Origin of the sequence: Streptomyces sp. NPDC051172 (genome assembly GCF_040682555.1) — a bacterium.
GTDB lineage: Bacteria > Actinomycetota > Actinomycetes > Streptomycetales > Streptomycetaceae > Streptomyces.
In genome coordinates this window covers 105,365-123,331 of record NZ_JBFBBE010000013.1, presented here as the reverse complement: position 1 = coordinate 123,331, position 17,967 = coordinate 105,365, and the positions used below count along the sequence as shown (strand labels likewise).

The 17,967-nt window shown below is 71.7% G+C and carries 16 protein-coding genes; 6 read left to right on the top strand and 10 right to left on the bottom strand.

All coding sequences use genetic code 11. From position 1 onward, the window contains the following. Window positions 1–72 precede the first annotated feature (72 nt). Complete coding sequence (locus AB0N07_RS10805) at window positions 73–747, bottom strand: nucleotidyl transferase AbiEii/AbiGii toxin family protein (protein WP_365833892.1); 675 nt, start codon at window positions 745–747, stop codon at window positions 73–75. Between the two features lie 119 nt (window positions 748–866). Here AB0N07_RS10805 and AB0N07_RS10800 point away from each other — a divergent pair, with 119 nt between their 5' ends. After that, window positions 867–1,241, top strand: a complete 375-nt coding sequence (locus tag AB0N07_RS10800) for a hypothetical protein (RefSeq protein ID WP_365833891.1) — start codon at window positions 867–869, stop codon at window positions 1,239–1,241. A 42-nt stretch (window positions 1,242–1,283) separates the two neighbouring features. Here AB0N07_RS10800 and AB0N07_RS10795 read toward each other — a convergent pair whose 3' ends face one another. After that, on the bottom strand, window positions 1,284–3,242 hold the full coding sequence (locus AB0N07_RS10795; RefSeq protein ID WP_365833890.1) for an Ig-like domain repeat protein: 1,959 nt from the start codon (window positions 3,240–3,242) through the stop codon (window positions 1,284–1,286). Between the two features lie 192 nt (window positions 3,243–3,434). Continuing rightward, complete coding sequence (locus tag AB0N07_RS10790; RefSeq protein ID WP_365833889.1) at window positions 3,435–3,845, bottom strand: luciferase family protein; 411 nt, start codon at window positions 3,843–3,845, stop codon at window positions 3,435–3,437. A gap of 278 nt (window positions 3,846–4,123) precedes the next feature. Here AB0N07_RS10790 and AB0N07_RS10785 point away from each other — a divergent pair, with 278 nt between their 5' ends. Continuing rightward, the gene (locus tag AB0N07_RS10785; protein WP_365833888.1) at window positions 4,124–4,492 is read left to right on the top strand and encodes a DUF6479 family protein; all 369 of its coding nucleotides are present in this window, start codon (window positions 4,124–4,126) and stop codon (window positions 4,490–4,492) included. 221 nt (window positions 4,493–4,713) lie between these two features. On the opposite strand, the gene AB0N07_RS10780 is transcribed toward AB0N07_RS10785, so the two are convergent. Beyond that, entirely contained in the window at window positions 4,714–5,397 is a 684-nt protein-coding gene (locus tag AB0N07_RS10780) for a DUF6445 family protein (RefSeq protein ID WP_365833887.1), read from the bottom strand. Window positions 5,398–5,642: 245 nt separating this feature from the next. Here AB0N07_RS10780 and AB0N07_RS10775 point away from each other — a divergent pair, with 245 nt between their 5' ends. Further along, on the top strand, window positions 5,643–6,377 hold the full coding sequence (locus tag AB0N07_RS10775) for a DUF4142 domain-containing protein (protein ID WP_365833923.1): 735 nt from the start codon (window positions 5,643–5,645) through the stop codon (window positions 6,375–6,377). 252 nt (window positions 6,378–6,629) lie between these two features. Beyond that, window positions 6,630–7,550, top strand: coding sequence for an LAETG motif-containing sortase-dependent surface protein (locus AB0N07_RS10770; protein WP_365833886.1), 921 nt, complete (start codon window positions 6,630–6,632; stop codon window positions 7,548–7,550). A gap of 235 nt (window positions 7,551–7,785) precedes the next feature. On the opposite strand, the gene AB0N07_RS10765 is transcribed toward AB0N07_RS10770, so the two are convergent. Next, a complete protein-coding gene (locus tag AB0N07_RS10765) occupies window positions 7,786–8,751 on the bottom strand; it encodes a nucleoside hydrolase (protein ID WP_365833885.1) in 966 nt (321 codons plus the stop codon). Window positions 8,752–8,825: 74 nt separating this feature from the next. Further along, window positions 8,826–10,046: a threonine--tRNA ligase gene (thrS, locus tag AB0N07_RS10760; protein ID WP_365833884.1), complete on the bottom strand. Its 1,221-nt coding sequence runs from the start codon at window positions 10,044–10,046 to the stop codon at window positions 8,826–8,828. A 291-nt stretch (window positions 10,047–10,337) separates the two neighbouring features. Between thrS and AB0N07_RS10755 the strand changes: the two genes are divergently transcribed. Continuing rightward, the gene (locus tag AB0N07_RS10755) at window positions 10,338–11,135 is read left to right on the top strand and encodes a hypothetical protein (protein WP_365833883.1); all 798 of its coding nucleotides are present in this window, start codon (window positions 10,338–10,340) and stop codon (window positions 11,133–11,135) included. Between the two features lie 25 nt (window positions 11,136–11,160). Here AB0N07_RS10755 and AB0N07_RS10750 read toward each other — a convergent pair whose 3' ends face one another. The 3 genes from AB0N07_RS10750 to AB0N07_RS10740 form a co-directional block, all read right to left on the bottom strand. After that, on the bottom strand, window positions 11,161–11,391 hold the full coding sequence (locus tag AB0N07_RS10750) for a ribosomal protein L7/L12 (RefSeq protein ID WP_365833882.1): 231 nt from the start codon (window positions 11,389–11,391) through the stop codon (window positions 11,161–11,163). Window positions 11,392–11,435: 44 nt separating this feature from the next. Then, window positions 11,436–12,143: a GAF and ANTAR domain-containing protein gene (locus tag AB0N07_RS10745; RefSeq protein WP_365833881.1), complete on the bottom strand. Its 708-nt coding sequence runs from the start codon at window positions 12,141–12,143 to the stop codon at window positions 11,436–11,438. 120 nt (window positions 12,144–12,263) lie between these two features. Then, window positions 12,264–13,610: a tetratricopeptide repeat protein gene (locus AB0N07_RS10740; RefSeq protein ID WP_365833880.1), complete on the bottom strand. Its 1,347-nt coding sequence runs from the start codon at window positions 13,608–13,610 to the stop codon at window positions 12,264–12,266. Between the two features lie 108 nt (window positions 13,611–13,718). Here AB0N07_RS10740 and AB0N07_RS10735 point away from each other — a divergent pair, with 108 nt between their 5' ends. Continuing rightward, the gene (locus AB0N07_RS10735; RefSeq protein ID WP_365833879.1) at window positions 13,719–13,871 is read left to right on the top strand and encodes a hypothetical protein; all 153 of its coding nucleotides are present in this window, start codon (window positions 13,719–13,721) and stop codon (window positions 13,869–13,871) included. 45 nt (window positions 13,872–13,916) lie between these two features. Here the strand turns inward: AB0N07_RS10735 and AB0N07_RS10730 are convergent, their stop codons facing one another. After that, window positions 13,917–17,708, bottom strand: a complete 3,792-nt coding sequence (locus AB0N07_RS10730; protein ID WP_365833878.1) for a hypothetical protein — start codon at window positions 17,706–17,708, stop codon at window positions 13,917–13,919. Between the last annotated feature and the right edge of the window lie 259 nt (window positions 17,709–17,967).

The window sequence follows — 17,967 nt, the reverse complement described above, 5'->3', positions numbered from 1 at the left end:
GGCTGTTCGCAGAAGTTTTCGAGATGCCCTTCAAGCGGAAACGGAACAGGCGGGCCGAGCGATCTCCGTGCCTCACTCGTCCTCCGGCGGCTTCCCTTCCAGGAGGCGTTCCGCGATGTCGTCGGCCCATACCTGGGCCCACTGGCGGAGTTCTACGATCGCACCCGGGTCGAGCCCGTAAACGGCGAACTCCCTGTCGTCCATCAAGTCCGCGCCGGACAGACGCGCCTGAAGGTCGGTGAGGTCGAAGGTGTCCCGGGCGTGACGGCGGCCGAGTTCCTCGAGTTCGGGGTGGGTCCAGCGGTCCGCGGCGGCTCGGACGTCGACGAGGTCGCGTGCGAGGCCCCGATCGGCCAGGGCCCAGACCCTGGTGCCGACGACGTCCTCGAGGGAGAGGGCCGGGCCGTACTCGGTCTGCACGGGCGGCCGCCACATGACTTCCTTGAGGACGTCCACCTCGCACTCGTCGCCACTGTCCGGGTCGGTGACGATCAGCTGTGCGGAGAGAGGATCCGTCTCCAGCACCCTCACCTGCCAGCCCCGTTCCTCCAGCCCGGTCCGCACAGAGGCACCGATCTGCTCCATGTCCTCGGGGTTCTCGGTGGCGACGTCCAGGTCCCGGCTGAGGTGCTCGACCAGGCCGTGCGCCTGCGCGGCGCAGTCGCCCGTGAGGACGAGCGGGTAGGCACTGCCCACGGCGAGCACGTCGGTCAGGATGCGACGCTGCAGGTCGGTCAGTGCGGCCATGTCCGGATTATGGCCCGTGCGAGCCGAGCTCAGGCTCGATCGACAGCGGGACCGGGCAGCGTGTTGTCGTTAGGGTGATCTCCATGCGATGGGGGGATCGTCCGATATGGGTCCGGTGTGTGGCGGCGGTGTACGTCATCGGCTTCCTGGAAGGCACGGGAGCGCACGCGTACTTCCTGGCGACGGGCGGGCTGCACACCTACAGCTACGCGCCGCTGCCCGTCCAGTTGCTGTTCCACGCGCTCCTGCTGCTGGATCCGCTGGTCGCCCTGCTGATCGTCCGGGCCCGCCCGGGCGGCCCGCTGCTCGCCGCCGCGGTCATGGTCCTGGATCTGGCCGGCAACTGGGACGGCGCATGGCATGCCGTGCTGGCGGATCCGGTGGCCTTTCTGCGTCCTGTCGGGCTGTTGCCCATGACCGTGTTCGGCATTTTCGTCGTGTTCACCGCGCTTCCGCTGCGGCAGGCACTGGCGAACGCCGAAAGCGCCGGGTGATGGCGTTCGCCACCGGCCCGGCGCTCCTCACGCAGCCGTCGGCTAGTTGGTGAAGTACAGGTACTTCCAGTCGCTGTACGTGTTCGAGTTGACGTTGTCGCCCGAGGAGTTGTTGATGTAGGCCGCGCGGACGCGGGCCTTGATGCCGGACTGGCCCGGGGCGCCCAGGCTCACCGCGGACCTGCCGTTCGAGCCGAGGGCGAAGTACTGCGGGCTGCCCTCGGTCGCGTACCACTTGCCGTTGTAGTAGACCTCGAGTTCGAGGCGCTGCTTGCGGCCCGGGTAGTACGTCATGGTCGTCGTGACGACCGGCGAGGTGCTCTTGTGGAACCAGTAGTACGTGTGCGAGCCGATCGCGGCCTTCTTGTAGTTCTTGGTGACGGCCGTGGAAACGTTCACCCTGGCGTAGCCCGTGGACTTGACCGTCCTGGGTGCGTAGCGGGCGTCGCCCTTGAAGACCGCCGTGACGTCGGTGTCGCGGGTCATGTCGACGATCGCGGAGATGTTGCCGCCGGCGTCGACCGTGCCGGTCTTCAGCAGCTTGTTGGGCTTGTCACCGCCGTAGGGGTTGGCCCAGATCTCCACCGTGCGGTTCTTGTACGTCGTACCGAGGTGCGCGGTGAACTTCACGTCGGTGCCGTACGAGTACACCTTGCCGTTGTTGTTCAGGCTCAGCGAGGTCGCGGTGCGGGAGACGGCGACCTTGTCGCTCGCGCCGGCCGCCGAGTGGTCGGCGTCGCCCGCGTACGTCGCCTTGTAGGTGACGGTGCCGCCGGCAGGCGGGGTGTCGTTGAAGGAGTAAGTTCCGTCCGCCCTGACCGCTACGGCGGGCAGCGCCTTGCCGTTCGGGGACTCCAGGTCGGTGCGGGTGACCTGCAGCTTCACACCGGCCGGCAGCGCGACCGAGGCCGAGATCCTGCCGGTGACGGTGAGCTGCCTGGCGCGGGTCGCCGTCGCGGGAGCGTTGAGCGTGAGGGTGGGGTTGTTCAGCGTCGGGTCGCCGAGCACCTTGAGGCTGTAGCCGCCGTTCCCGCCGTCCGAGCCCACCAGCGCGAAGACCTTGCTGAGGTCCGGCGCCCAGGTGAGGGCGGCCGTGCGGGAGGTGCCGAGGTCGTACGTGTGCAGCGGCAGGGTGGCGCCCGGCTTGTACGTGACGACCTTGCTGCCGTTGACCTGGGCGATCAGGCCGTTCGGGGCGACGTCGGCGAGCTGGCCGTCCGGGTAGGAGCCGGCCGCCTTGAACTTGCCGTCCGCGTAGGCGTCCCGGTCCTTGCCGTTGACCAGCACCTGCGTGCCGCCGGGGACCAGGTCGATGTCCCCGATGCCGTTGTTCAGCGTGTAGTCGCCGTTGTGGTAGGCGACCAGTGCGGGCTTGCCGCTCGACACGTCGAGCACGGCCATCGAGTCCGTGGACAGTCCGGTCTCGCCGACGGCGAGGATGCCCGGCTGGCTCGGGTCGGTGTCCAGCAGGCCCTGCCCCCAGATGCTGCCCCCGGCCGGGAACTGCGTCAGCGTAACCGGGTCGGTGCCGCTCGCCGGGTCCACCGTCGGGTCGACCGAGCCGAGGTTGCCCTCCCACTGGTCGCCGTACGTGAACCACACCTTGCCGCCGCTGAAGGCGACGTGCCGCGGGCCGTAGTTGGTGGAGACCGTGTAGCGGGACTTGACGTCGAGGGTGGCCGCGTCGATGGCCCAGATCTCGTGGATCTGCGGAGCGGCCGCGTAGACCGTGGCCCCGTCGTCCGAGACCGCCAGGTCGCTGACGCCGGTGACGCCGCCGACCGAACCGAGGACGGCACCGGAGTAGTCGGTGACCGCGACGGTTCCGGCGGAGGAGTCACCGACGAACACCCGCTTCAGCGGGCCGTCCGCGACGATGCCGCCGGGCGAGGTGACATGGGCGGTCGCCGCCGAGGCGGTGCCCGCCGCGACGACGCTCAGCGCCGCCGAGCCGAAGAGGACCGCAAGCGCTGTCGCGGTCGAGATGCTGCGCGTACGCACAGTGTTGAACCCCCACAAGAAAACCCGGTGCGACCGGGCAGATGAGTGCGCCGCGCAGCACCCGGACATGACCGCTCTACGGCGGTGACGCGCGGGGCGCGGCTGCCGGGAGCAGCGTATGACATGCCTGTGACAGTTGTGGAGGGGGTTTCCGTTGTGCGGACGTCCGGTGCAGGGCCCTGCTCCCGGCTTCTATCCGACCTCGTCGGCCTCGTCGTCGCCATCGGCCTCGTCGCGCGCCAGCACCGTCACACGGTGGAAGTTGCACAGGGCCGGCGCCGGGTGCCCCGGTTGGGAGGAGTGAGCCTTGAGGGCGACGCTGACCAGGCTGAGCAGCAGGTCGACGTCGGTCTCGCAGTCGAGATGGACGGTGACCCAGCGGGAGCCCGGCACCAGGCGGATGGCGGTCGACTCGGCGAAGTCGTAGTGGAGCCGCTGGATCGCGCGGGTGGTGAGGTGCAGGTCCACGTCCCGCTCGGAGTGGAAGTGCACGATCTCGTCGCGTACGGAACGCAGCGCCCGGCCCGTGCCGCAGCCGGCCTCGCACGGGCTGAGGTCGGGCCACGCGGCCAGCTGGTCCATGGCTCTCTGCGCCGGTGTCATGCGCCCATGGTGCGGCGCTCACCGCACGGACACCAGGGCTTGAGCGATCCGTAACCCGCGAGAGACCTACCTCACTTCGGCCCTTTTCCCATACGGGCCCCGGCGGCGGGCCGCGTTCCGCGCGGACCGGGTCGGTCGGCGCCTGCACGAGGGCAGTCCTCGCACGTGAGCCGGTACGGCCGCCTCCCCCACTCCCGGCTTCGCAGCCCCCGAAAGAGCTCCTGAGCTGCGGAAATACAAACCCTCCGCAATCGCCCCCTTTCGGCGATAATGAGGGCATGAGTACTGCGACGTTTGTTGTTGCGGCCACGTCGAGTGAGGTACTCAACGTGATCGCCGCCTTTGCCGGTGGCCTGATCATCGCCGGCGCACTGATCTGGGCCGTGCAGTTCGGCATGAGGGTCCGGGACCGCGAACTGCCGCGGCCCAACCCGGACGAGCAGCCCCACCTCCCCGACGGCGGCCCCGTCCGGGAGATGCGCGAGATGCGGGAACCCGACGAGGTGCCGCACGCCGAGGGCAAGGAACGACTCATGCCCTACGAGCTCCACCCATCCGGAACGAGGACAGGCAAGGACCAGCACCGCCGACGCTGGCTGCCGGGCTCCAGCGGCTCCTTCGGCAGCGGGGGCATGGGGCGCGTCTGAGCACCCGTACGTCCGCTAGGGCCTGTCGTTGGGATCAGGTCGGCCGTAGCCAACAGCGCTTCCCGGCTCCCCCGAGCGGGGTCATGGGGGTCCCCCCGCTCGAGCGAAGCCGAGAGTGGGGGAGAGTGACGACAACGCGGCTGGGGGTCCCCCACGCCCTTGAGGCAGTGGGGGAGTGCGTGCCAGGGCCCGCGACGCCGAGCTGATCCGAACGACAGGCCCTAAGCCATCCAGAAGAACACCGCCGTCATGCGCTTCTCCTCCAGCGTGCTGCCGGAGTAGCCCGTCGCGCTGTGCACCAGGTTGGCGTTGTAGAGAAGCAGACGGTTGTACTTGTGCGGGACGCGCACGTCCTCCTCGAAGTGGTCTCCCGGGACGAACCGCGTTCCGAGGGCCTCGACGAGGTTGTTGTGCGGGGCCTGCACGACGTTGCCGCCGAGCCGGCCGCCGGGCAGGGACTGCCGGTAGAAGGCGGTCCCGCAGTCCTTGGGGACGCCGGGGTTGAGGTACAGCACCGCCGCGTAGCGGCACAGCGCACGGGAGTCGGTGTGCGGGCGCGGCTCGCTCTCGCCCTCGCCGACGACCTGGATGCAGTTGTGGTTGAGGGTGCCGCCACCGGGCGCCTCCTGCACCCACAGTTCCTTCGCGCCGGTCGCCTTCTTCACCAGGCGTTCCACGCGGGCGAGTTCGGCGGGCTCCAGGCCCGGCATGGTGCGCAGGCCCGGCCAGGTCTCCGAGGTGTACGGGTATCCCTTGACCCAGTCGTCCTTGGCGAGACAGCGCTCCCGTACGGCGTCCACGTCGGGCAGGACGTCGTCGATGACCCAGTAGTCGCGGCCCTTCGTGGGCTTGCGGTAGGGCAGGACGGGAAGGGCCGTCGGGGCTTTCCGGGGCTGTGGGGGCATGGGGCGAATTTAGGTCCGGTGTTCGCCTTGTCTCTCCCGTGAAATGGTCAACATTCCGTCAACCGGCCGGGGTCCACGGGCCGTTACCTGCCTCACACCCGCCGGATTTTACCAAACCAAAAGGTTCCGCGGCCGAACCCCATCCGTACTCCTCTCCGTCCGACTCCCGCCGTCCACCGGCGGGAACCGCCGACCGGGCAGGAGGCACGGTGCGCTTTTCGCGGAATGCGACGGGAACTCTCTTCGTGGGCGGGGCCCTCAGTCTGACCCTGGCCGCGCTCGCCTATCCCGCGATGCTCGGAGTCAACACGGTGTCGAGCGACGGTTCGAGAGTCATCGCTCAGACCCAGTGGGGGCCGCTGACGGAGGCCGACCGGGACTTCGTGGTCAAGGTGCGCGCTGCCGGACTGTGGGAGTACCCCGTGGGCCAGATGGGCCTGAAGAAGGGGCAGAGCCAGGCGGTGATCACCGCGAGCAAGCACCTCATCGACGGGCACGCCGCGCTGGACGCCAGCTGCCGCAAGATCAGCACGATGCTGAACATCACGATCCCCAACGTGGCCAGCCCCCAGCAGGTCGGCTTCGTCAACACGCTCGCCGCGGACCAGGGCAAGCAGTTCGACACGGACTTCGCCAACATCTTGCGCGTGACGCACGGTTCGATCTTCAACGTGATCGCGAAGATCCGCTCGACGACCAAGAACACGGTGGTGCGCGTCCTGGCCGACCAGGCCAACGCGACGGTCCTGGACCACATCACGGTCATGGAGCAGACCGGTCTGGTCAACTTCGACCAGGTCCTCTTCCAGGAGACGACCCCGCCGAAGCTGCCCGCCACGGACCTGACTCCGCCGCCTCCGGTCGCGGGTCAGCCGGAGGTCGTCCTCACCCCGCCGGTGGACAGCACCACCCAGCCGCCGGTCCTGCCCGGCGAGTCCTCGACCGGCCAGAACGCCGCCCCGAGCCCGACCGTGCGGTGAGAATCGGGCGGCTCCACGGTAGTGGAGCCGCCTGTTCCATCTGTGGCGAAATCGTGATGGACGATTGAACTACTCGCCGGTTACCGCAGGTTGACAGCGTTCCGCCAAGAGATCCACGATGTGATCGCACTGTGGCGCATGTGACCAATGGGCCCGGTGTTCCTCAGACCATTCACCCCCGGTGCGGCCGGGCGCGGCATGCTGCCCTGCGCCGCCGCGCCCGGGACTGCACACGCCGAGATGGGGACCTGCATGTCCATGGCCAGACGTGTCACCGCGCGACGCCTCCTGGGAACGGGCGCCGCCTCGCTCGCCCTGTGCGCCGCCACCGTCGCCGCGGCCTCGGGCGCCTGGGCCACCGGCACGCCCGGCGGTGACGGCTGGAAGCATGCCGACGGCTACCGGCCCGGCACCGGTGCCGGCACCAGGACGGAGACGGACCGCTGCCAGTTCTCGCTGGACGGCAGCAGCTTCTACGACTCGGTCAAGGTCGACGACCAGACCCTGAAGCCCACCGACGACGGCAAGGTCCACATCAGGGTCCGTACCGCGGGCGACGCCACGACCTGCACGGCCTCCCTGGCCTCCTACCTCGCGCACGGCCCGTCCTTCGCCACCTCCGGCGAGCAGGTCTTCGCCGACTTCGACTCGGTGACGGTCAGGCAGGGGCAGACCGACTCCCTCGACATCGCGGTGCCGGACGCGGGCTGCTTCGCGCAGATCGACCTCTACCGGGGCGCCGTGAAGTTCGACGGCAGGACCGACGCGAAGGACGGCTTCGTCCACGGCGATCTGCCCAAGGGCCCCGACCACCCGGTCATCAAGGACAAGCTGATCGCTTCCTGGAACGGCGGCACGAAGGACTGCACGAGCACCGAGTCGCAGCCGCCGTCCAGCCCGCCGGCCTCGACCCCGGCGTCCGGGCAGCCCTCGACGCCGGCCGAGAGCCCCACCCCGGCCCCGAGCGCCTCCGAGTCGGCGCCGGGCGCGACCGACACCCCGGTCGCCTCCGCGTCGACCACGGTCCCCGCGGCCGCCCCGAGCGGCGGCGGCCTCGCGGAGACCGGCGGCGGCGGCAACTCCGGCCTCATCGCCGGCGGCGCCGCGGCACTCCTGGCCGCCGGCGGTGCGATCGTCGTCATGACCAGGCGCCGCCGCACGGCCCGCTCCTGATCCGCCCCCGCCGGACAGCCCGGCGGCCACCTCGATAGCCACTCCCGAGACGAACGCCCCGGAGACCCCCGCTCCGGGGCGTTCGTGCCGCCGTATCCAGGTCCGGGACGGAAGGTGAGCTGCGGGCAATCGGGCCGCTGAGTGCGGCTCCCGGCCCGAAGAGAGCGGCACCCCGCACGCGCGGGTGAGCGACACCCCCGTGGCCCCGCGTCCCCGACCTCGCAGGGCAGTACAGCTAACGCTCCACCGTCTCCAGGTACAGCTTCACGAAGCGCTCGACGTCGACCTCAAGTGCCACGTCCACCAGCGCCTGTCGGCGGACGCCCTCGTGGATCTCGGACTCTCCGGGGCGGGGGCGGCGGTCGACGATCGTCTGGCCGCGGGTCGGTCCCGGGGCGAGGGCGACCTCGACCGGGAGGAGACGGCTGACGATGCCCGCGGGGTCGACGACCGTGCAGACCGCGCCCGCGTCGCCGAGGCCGCCCGCCTCCTCCGCCTCCGGGGCCTCGCCCTGGTGCGCCGGACGGTGGGCCAGGAGTTCGCCGGCCAGCCGGGTGCCGGGCTCGGTGCTCGCGCGCAGCCGGTGCACATCGGCGCCGGGGACGACGACCTGCGTGAAGACGTCCAGGCCGTACATCGTGATCGGCACCCCGGCGGTGAGCAGGACGGCGGCCGCCTCCGGGTCGTGCCAGACGTTGAACTCGGCCACCGCCGTGGCGTTCCCGGTGGCCGCCGCGCCGCCCATGAACACGATCCGCTCGATGTTGCGAGTGACGTCGGGGTGGGTGCGCAGCAGCAGGGCGATGTTCGTCAGGGGCGCGGTGGGGACGAGGGTGACCGGGCGCGGCGAGGCGAGGATCTCGCGGCGCAGCAGGGTGACGGCGTCCACGTCGGCGGGGGTGCGGGCGGGCGCGGGCAACCCGAGGTCGCCCATGCCGTCGGAGCCGTGCACATGCCGTGCCGAGCGCGCCGGCTCGATCAGCGGGCGCTCGGCTCCGCGGCCGACGGGGATGTCGGGTGCGCCGGCCTGCTCCAGCACGGTGAGGGTGTTGCGGACGACGCCGTCCACGTCCGTGTTGCCGGCGACGCAGGTGACCGCACGCAGGTCGATCCCCGGGTGGCGGACGGCGAACAGCAGGGCCAGGGCGTCGTCGACACCCGTGTCGCAGTCGATGATCACCGGGATGGGCTGACCGGTCACGGCCGTGCTCCTCTCACTACGACGACTCACGTTCCTACGACACGGGCTTCGCGCCATGGGCTATGAGAGTGACCTTACGCAGCCGCCCACAGTTCGGCGCCACGGGTGTCGACGCACGCCCCGATCCGTTCCAGCAGCCGTTCCACCGGGACTGCCCCGGGACGCCGGCCGTCCCGCAGCCGTAGGGCCGCCAGGTCGCCTTCGGCCTCCCGTTCGCCGATCACCGCCTGGTACGGCACCAGGCGCGCCGCCCGGACGCGGGCGCCGAGGCTGCCCTGCTCGGGACCGGCGAACTCGGCGCGCAGCCCGCGTGCCTCGGCCCGTCGTACGACGTCGTGTGCCTGGTTCTCCTGGGCCTGCGACACCGGCAGCACGACGAGCTGGACGGGTGCGACCCAGGCCGGGAAGGCCCCGCCGTGCTGCTCGATCATCTGCGCCACCGCGCGCTCCACGCTGCCGATGATGCTGCGGTGGACCATGACCGGCCGGTGCTTCGCGCCGTCGGCGCCGATGTAGTGCAGATCGAAGCGTTCGGGCTGGTGGAAGTCGATCTGGACGGTGGAGAGGGTGGCCTCGCGGCCGGCGGAGTCGACGACCTGGACGTCGATCTTGGGCCCGTAGAAGGCGGCCTCGCCCTCCGCCGCCTCGTACGCGACACCGGCGCCCGCCAGCACCTCCTCCAGCAACCCGGTGGCCCGCTTCCACAGCTCCGGATCGGCGACGTACTTGCCGCCCTCTCCCGGCAGGGACAGCCGGTGGCGGGATGCGCGGATGCCGAGGTCGGCGTAGGCGCGGCCGATCAGCTCCAGCGCATCGCGGGCCTCGCCGACCGCCTGCTCCAGGGTGCAGAAGATATGGGCGTCGTTGAGCTGGATGGACCGTACGCGGGTCAGGCCGCCGAGCACCCCGGACAGCTCGGACCGGTACATGCCGCCCAACTCGGCGATTCGGAGCGGTAGTTCGCGGTAGCTGTGCGACCGGGACCGGTAGATGAGGGCGTGATGGGGGCACAGGCTCGGCCGCATGACGACCTCCTCACCGCCCAGATCCATCGGCGGGAACATGTCGTCGCTGTAGTGGTTCCAGTGCCCCGAGATCTCGTACAGCTCACGCTTGCCGAGGACGGGCGAGTACACGTGGCGGTAGCCGGCCGCGCGTTCCTGGTCGCGGATGTACTCCTCCAGGGCGTGCCGCACGACCGCGCCGTCGGGCAGCCAGTACGGCAGCCCCGCGCCCATCAGCGGGTCGGTGTCGAACAGCTCCAACTCACGGCCGAGCCGACGGTGGTCGTACATGGTCTCTCTCCTCGCGACGGGGGAGGGCGAGCGACCCACGACGAAGCCCCGGGGCACTCGCCCCGGGGCTTCGGACATCCAGTCCATGGATCAGCGCGCCGGGACACTCTCCGGCGTCATCGTGAGGAACGACCGGTCGCGCTGCATGGGAGGACGGTAACGCGGGGGCGGGGACGGGGGCGAACGGTTTTTACGCGGCGCGTAACCCGGACGGCCCGGCGCGCTGGTGGGGTGTCCTGTGCGGTGGTCCCTTGGAGACGTACCGATCTTGAGGTGGCCAGGAGGCGTCCGATGACCCGCACCCCGTCCCGTGTCCTCGTCGCCGCCGTGATGTCCGCGGGGGCGATGGTGAGCGTGAGTGCGTGCGGCCTCATCGTGGGTGGGGGCCCGGAGCCGGGGGCGAAGGAGCAGTCGCCCACGGCTTCGCACAGTGCCGTGCACAGTGTGAAGCCGTCCGCCCCCGCCGCGCCCCCGCCCCTCACCGAGGCGCAGGCTCAGGCCGCGCTGGTGACCCAGGCGGATCTGGGTGCGCCGTGGGCCCCGACGCAGGGGGCTGCGACCTGGCGGGACGGGGTGCTCAAGAGCCACGCCGACGTGCCCGAGTGCCGCAAGCTCCTGGAGGCGCTGTACACGGACGACCTGTTCGGTGCGGACGCCACCGGGACACGGGCCGTGGTCGGGCTCGACGACGCCATGGACCAGACGCAGCTGCGGTACCAGGTGCTGTCGCTGGAGCGCGCCGCCGTGGCCCGGACACTGGCGTGGATGCGGACCTTGCCGAAGACCTGCGCCAGGTTCACGGCGGTGACCGAGCGCGGCGCCCTCCAGAACGTCCGCGTCGACGAGGCCGTACTGCCGGTGGTCGGCGACGAACGGCAGGGGCTGCGGGTCACGATCACCGGTGCGACGGCGACCGGCGAACAGACCCTGCTCACCCTCGACGTCGCCGTGGTCCGCGTCGGCGAGGACACGATCGCCCTGTCCCACGGCGGGACGGGCGACGTGTCCGCCGACACCACGAAGGCCTTCGTACAGGTGGGTGCGCAGCGGCTGGCCGATGTCAGGAAGCAGCCGCGGCTGCGCGTGTGACCGGCGCCCGGCCGATGGCCGAGGTCTAACCGAGCTTGTCCACGGCCTCCTTGGCCTCCTTCAGACCCGCCCCCGTCGCCTCCCGGTACACCTTGATCGCCTGGATCTTCCTGCCGTCCCGAACCAGCGCGTTCACCTCGTCCGACCACGGTTCCGGCTCGGTCAGCCCCAAGTGGGCGAGGATGAGGTCGAGTTTGTGCTCGATCCGGGCAACTCGTTTTTCCAGACGGGGAATCCGGCTGTCGAAAAGGTCCATTCCGTGATCATAGTTCCCGGGGGTCCCGGGGGTCCCGGGGTCGCTCAGTCGCCGTCCAGTCGCTCCCGGTGCGAGACCACGTCGTGCGCCACTTCGAGGGCGGTGCGGCCCTGCGCGAAGGCGCGGGCGCGCAGCCGGGCCGAGGCCTCCTCGGCGTCGACGCCGAGCTGCGCCATGACCATGCCGATGGCCTGGTAGACCTCGTCGTGTTCGGTGGCCAGACCGCCCAGCCAGGCCTCCTCGCCGCCGCTGCCGCTCTCCTCCCGCGGCAGGGCCGTGAGGGCCAGCGTCATGACGGCGGCCACGAGCTGCGCACGGCGCAGCTCCTCCTCGGTCAGGCCGCCCGGGGTGTCGCGGTAGAGGTCGAGCGTGCCCACGGTCAGGCCGTCGTCGCTGCCCAGCGGCATCGAGTACACGGCCCGGACGCCGACGGCCGCCGCCTGCCGGGCGAACACCGGCCAGCGGTGCAGGTCCCGGCCGGCGGTCAGGTCGCAGGCGAGTACGGGGGCACCGTCGCGGTAGGCGTACAGCCACGGGCCGTCACCGAGGGTGGTCTGGGCCTCAGCGAGAAACGCGGCCAGGGAGTTGCTCGCGGCGAGCCGGATGGGCAGTCCGCTGCCGCGCAGCGACACGCTCGCGCCGACGACCGGCAGCAGCTTCACCGCCACCGCGCACAACCGGCCAGGCGTCTCCCCGGGCCTGGCATCGCGCACCACTTCGGCGATCACGTCGACGGCCCTTACCGCGTCCACGGCCATCGCCTCCTCCGATCGCAGCGGGGCCTGCATCTGGGGGCGCTGCCCGACTACCCCTGCCCCAGCTGGTGAAACGCCGTCGGCCCGCCGAGCAGGCAAGGCACCCCCTGGCCGGGGTCACAGAGGAGGCTGTGCGGGTGCGGGGCCGAGGGTGGTGGTGCCGGGGGCCGTACGGTGGCCGAGGCCCGTGCGGTACGCGTCCAGGGCCGCCTCCACCCGCCCGGTGCGGCGCAGCAGATCGCCGAGCAGCCGGCACAGGTCGGCCAGGTCTCCGGCCGCGCCCGCCCGCTCCAGCATGCTCAGGGCGCGGACGTAGTGCTCCTCGGCGGCCTCCGTGTCACCGGCGTCCTCGGCGATGATGCCGAGCAGCCGGTGGGCCGCGGCGGAGTGCAGGGCGCCGCGCTCGGGGCCGAGAGCGTCGCTGAGCAGGTTCTGCAGAAGGGCCGCGGCCTCGTCGGACTTGCCGCGCCGGTGCAGTACGTCGGCGAGCTCGACGGCGACCTGGCTGCTGTAGAGGGCGGCGCGCCCCGCGGAGAGCATGTCGAGGGCCTGCCTCAACTCGCTCTCGGCGCGGTCGAGTTCGCCGTTCTGGGCGTACACGTAGCCGCGCATCCAGTGGCAGTTGGCGAGTTCGGTGCGGATCTGGAGGGTGCGGTACAGCTCGGCGGCCTTGGCCAGGGAGGCGTCGGCCTCGGCGATACGGCCCTCGGCGAGCAGGGTGCGGGCCACCGAGCGGTGCATACGGGCGACGAGCGCGGGGTCTCCGGAGCGCGGGGCGAGGGCGAGCGCGAACTCGGCGGCCTGGGCGGCGCGGGCCTGGGCGCCCATGTCCATGTAGGGGCCGATGACACTGGCGTAGAGGAGGAGCAGCGCATCGGGATCGTGCAGTCCGCTGCGGTTCAGCTCGTCGAGGGCGGACTCCAGCAGGTAGACGGCGTAACGGAGTTCACCGGCCAGGTAGTGGGAGACGGCCCTCCCGCGCAGGGCGGGTATCCGGGCGGGCAGCGGTACGTCGGCGAGTGCGCGCTCGGAGCGCTCGAAGTACTGCCGGGCGGCCTCCAGCTCTCCGGTGTCCAGCGCGCACTCGCCGAGGCCCAGCAGGGCGACCGCCTGGACGTCGACGAGTTCGTGGCGCTCGGCCTCGGCGAGCAGCCCGGCGTACTGCTCGGCCGCCTGCCCGGCCTCGCCGCCGGCGAGCGTGCGCTGTGCCTCGGTCAGCCCGAGGCGCAGGTCGGTGGCGAGACGGGCCGGACGGCCGGTGACCAGCTCGTCGTAGGCGATCCCGAGGCGCTCGGCGATGTGCCTGAGCGCCTCTGCGGAGGGACGGACCCGGCCGGCCTCCAGGGTGGAGATGTAGGCGGGGGTGTAGGCGGGCTCCGCCAACTGCCGTTGGGTGAGCCCGCGTTCGGACCGCAACTGCTGGACTCTGCGACCGATGGTCACCGGATCGTCACGGTCCGACACGACAACTCCCCCTGAACCTCTTGCCGTTGGCCCCCGTCGACCTCTACGTTAAACGGCGTCTTAAGCACGTTTAATACAACACTGTTGAGACGCTGTTGAGAGGTTGCCGTGCTCCGACACATCTCCGAGCGTTACGCCCGAGGGTTCGCAGCAGCCGTCGCCGCAGTGGCCGCCCTGGTCCTGGCAGCCAACGCGGGCCCGGCCAAGGCGGCCGACGCGAGGCCGGCCGACCAGGTGCAGCAGGTCCACCACCGGGGTTAGCGGTCAACGGGGCCCAGTGGAACGCCGGCCCTCGGTCACCGGATTTCACTGCCCGCACACCTTCCGGTATGCCACGCCCGGCAGATACGTCCGCCACTGGGCCCGGGTCAGGCCGTTCCCGCCCGTTCGCGCGCACACCGTCTCCACCGCCCGCGCCGGATCGATGGGGTACCGCTGCAGTGGGACGTGGGCGCTGCCCGCGTACACCGTGCGGCCGTCGGCGCTGAAGGCGACCGTGTCGATCTGCTCGCCGGACGTCGTCAGGGGGGAGCCCAGCGGCTGCTGGGTGGCGATGTCCCACAGCTGGAGGCTGCCCGCCTCGCCGCCGACCGCGAGTGTCCCGCCGTCGGGGCTGACCGCGAGGGCGCTGACCGCCTCCGAGGTGTCGCCGAAGACGGCGTCGCCGATGTTCTCGGGGAGGGTGGCGAAGACACTGGGCAGGATCCCCGACCGCTGTCGCACCTTGCGGTCCCACAGCGCCACCCGGCCCGTCTGGTCGCCCGCGGCCAGCAGCGAGCCGTCCGCGGCGAAGGCGAGTGCGCCGATGTCCTCGCCCTGGACCAGGTTCCGGCCCGTGACGCGGCCGGCGGGCAGGGTGGCGACGCGGTTGTCACCGGCCAGGACGCTGCCGTCGCGGTCGACGGCCAGGTGGGTGCTGGACAGCGACCTGAGGACAGCCGTCCGGCGGTGGCGCACCAGGTCCCAGATCTCGTCGGTGCGGGTGCCGACGCCGGGTGTGCGGGCGGCGTAGAGCGTGCGGGCGTCCCGGCCCAGGGCGATGGTCACCACCGCACCGGCCGATGTCCCGGTCGCGAGGTCGAGCGTCGTACGGACCCGGCGCCCGGTGAGGTCCCAGACCGTGAGGCGCTGCGTGGAGACCTCGCTGCCGGGGGCCGCGACGGTGTACGCCAGCGTCCTGCTGTCGGGAGAGAAGGCCAGCAGGGAGAACGTGTACTCAGGGACCACCGGGGAGGAGGGGCCGCGGGAGACGGGGACGGGCGGGGCGGGCAGGGTGTGCAGCAGCCGGCCGTCGGCGGTGGCGCGGAGCCGGACGGTGTAGTGGGAGCCGGTGCGTTCGGCGGTGGCGAGGGTGCGTCCGTCGGGGCTGAGCAGCACGTTGTCCTGCGGGGTGTCCTGCCAGTCGGTGGTGACGGCGGCCGGGATCCACAGCGAGTGCACGGTGCCGCCCTCCAGATAGCGCAGCACGGACTGCTTGTCGTCCCAGGCCAGAGAGCCGTACAGGTGCTGGTTGTTCAGGGAGCGCCGGAAGAGCGGGGCGTCGGCCTCCGGCCGCCACACCCTGACCTCCTGGCCGTCGACGGTCGCCAGGAGTCTGCCGTCCTTGGTGAAGGAGAGGGACTTCACCCCGGTGTCCGCCAGGTCGGCCAGCCGTTTCCCGGACCCCAGGTCCCAGACGCGGACCCCCGTCGAGGTCACCGCGGCGAGCCTCCCTGCGCCTTCGGCCGGGGAGAGGCCCCTCGCACTTCGCTCGCCGCCGCCCAGGACCAGGGCCGACCGGTCCTCACCGCAGGCTCCGCTCTCCTGCTCCCACTGCCCGTGCACGGTGCGCCCGCTGCTCAGGTCCCGTACCTGCGGTGACCTGCCGCCGAGGGGGCAGACCGCGAGCAGCCGGCCGTCGGCGCTCACCGCGACCACGTTCGAGTCCGCCGCCTGCGTCCGGTACCGCAGGCTGCCGTCCGCGGCCGAGCGCAGCTGGACCGTGGAGTCGTCCATGTCGGTCACGACGTAGTCGCCGCCGCTGAAATCGACGACGGCATGCGCCGCCAGCCGGTCGGCGCGCCATCGCCGGGCGGTCGTGTCCCACAGCCGTACCCCGTGGTCCTGGGCGACCGCCAGCAGCCGTCCGTCGGGGCTCGCCGCCTGCACGGTGCCGCCCGCGGGCAGCCGTCCGGAGGCGATGCGCCGGTGGTGTGCCACGTCCCAGGTGCGCCAGGTGCGGCCGACGACGCTGAGCAGCGTACGGCCGGAATCCGTCAGGTGGCGCGCGACCCCGTCACCCGTCGCCGGGTCGCTGAAGGTGTCCGCCTCCGCCTGCCCGAGCGCGCCCAGCAGCGCCCCGCGGGTCTCCGGCAGGCGGGCCATGCGCCAGGCGGCGACGCCGAGCAGCTGGGCGGTGTGCGGGTCGGTCGTCCGCAGACCGTCCGACACGGAGGCGATCCGGCGGGCCGCGTCCTCGGTGCGCCGACGCTCGTTGTCCCGGCTCTGCGTCCAGGCGGACAGGCCGGCGACCAGGGCGATGGCGAGGACGGCCGAGAGCACGCCGACCACGGCGCGGGCCCTACGGGTGGAGCGGGCGGCGGCCAGGCGTTCCGTGTCGCGGGCCGTGCACGCGGCGGTCAGGAACTCCCGCTCCGTCGCGGTCAGCGAAGGCTCCTGCGCGGGATCCGGGAAGTGCTCCTCGGCGCGTTCGAGCCGGCTGCCCCGGTACAGGGCGCCGGGGTCGCGGTCGTGCTCCAGCCAGGTGCGGGCGTCCTCGGTCAGCGCCCGGTGCCTCAGCAGCCGCTCGCGGTCCTGCTCGATCCAGTCCTGCAGCCGCGGCCAGCAGGTGATCAGTGCCTCGTGGGCGAGGTGGACGCCCTCCTCGTCGGCGGTCAGCAGCCGCGCCCGGGCCAGCCGTTCCACCACCACGGGGACGTCGGGGTCGGCCCACTCGTCCAGTTCGGAGCGGGTGAGGGGGCGGCGGGTGTCGGCGGTGCCGCGACCCGGCTCGATCATGCGCAGCAGCAGGTGGCGGGCGGCGCCCCGCTGCGGTGGGGTGAGCTGCCCGTACACCTCCTCGGTGCTCGCCGCGATCGCGCCGCGCACCCCGCCGGCCGCCTCGTACGCGGCCAGGGTCAGCATCCGGCCCTTGCGCCGGCGCCAGGTCTCCAGCAGGGCGTGCGAGAGCATCGGCAGGCCGCCGGGCTGGTCCAGGACCTCCTCGACGATCTTCGCGGTCAGTTCCCGCTCCACCCGATACCCGACCGCCTGCGCCGGTCTGACCACCGCGTCCCGCAGTTCGTCGGCGGTCATCGGGCCGACCAGGAGTCCGGCGCCGGACAGGGCGTCCGCCAGGTCGCGGTGCTCGGCGCACCGGGCGTAGAAGTCGGCGCGTACGGCGATGAGGACCTTCAGCCGGCGGTCCGGGTCGCGGGCGGCGAGCAGCAGGTCGAGGAAGCGGGCGCGCTCGGCGCGGTCCCGGCACAGGGTGAAGACCTCCTCGAACTGGTCGACCACCACCCAGCTCTCGGGGTCGCCCTCGGCGGGCGTGAGCAGATGGCCGTAGGTCTGCGCGGGCCGGTCTCCGGGAGTGAGGACGCGCAGTACCGCCGGCCGGCCTCGATCCGCGATCTCGTCCCTGAGCCGCGGGATCAGACCGGCCCTGAGCAGCGACGACTTGCCACTGCCCGAAGCCCCGAACAGCACCGCGAACCGGTGGTCGCACACCAGCCGGTTCAGCTCGTCGACCAGCCGGTCCCGGCCGAAGAAGAGCTGCCGGTCGTCCGGTTCGAACCGGGTGAGACCCCGGTACGGCGCCGGCACCTCCCGGTCCTCCTCGCGCGCCGTCCCCGCCGCCTCGGCCTCGGCCGCCTTCCAGCGGTCCTCCCACTCCGCGGGATCCGCCCCGCATGCGCACGCGTACCCGCGGACGGCGGCGAGCGAGGGCAAGCGCTCTCCGGCCGCGGCCTGCGACAGCGTCGTCGCGGAGAACCCGGCGGTCCGGGCCATCGCCCGGTACGAGGGGTTGCCTGCGGCCCTGCGCAGCTCGCGCAGTTGATGCGCGAGGCGTTGGACGGGACCGGCCTCGGGATCCACGGGTCTTTCGGGTCGTCCCATGGCGCGCTCCCCTCTGTACCACTGGCGGCTGTCGTGCGGCTCTCGTAGGGCTTTCGTATGCGCCCGGAGAGACGACAACCTAACGTCCGGACAAATGACGAGGAACCGGTTCACCTCAATTGATTGCCGTGACAAGAGCGACGTGCCGATCAACGTTCCGGTTGCGAACCTCGGTCATGGCATCGGCCGGTCCCCACTTCAGCGAGGCCACGACAGAGCACGACCGAGGAGAACAACAGCCCGTGTACGCCAGCGTCCT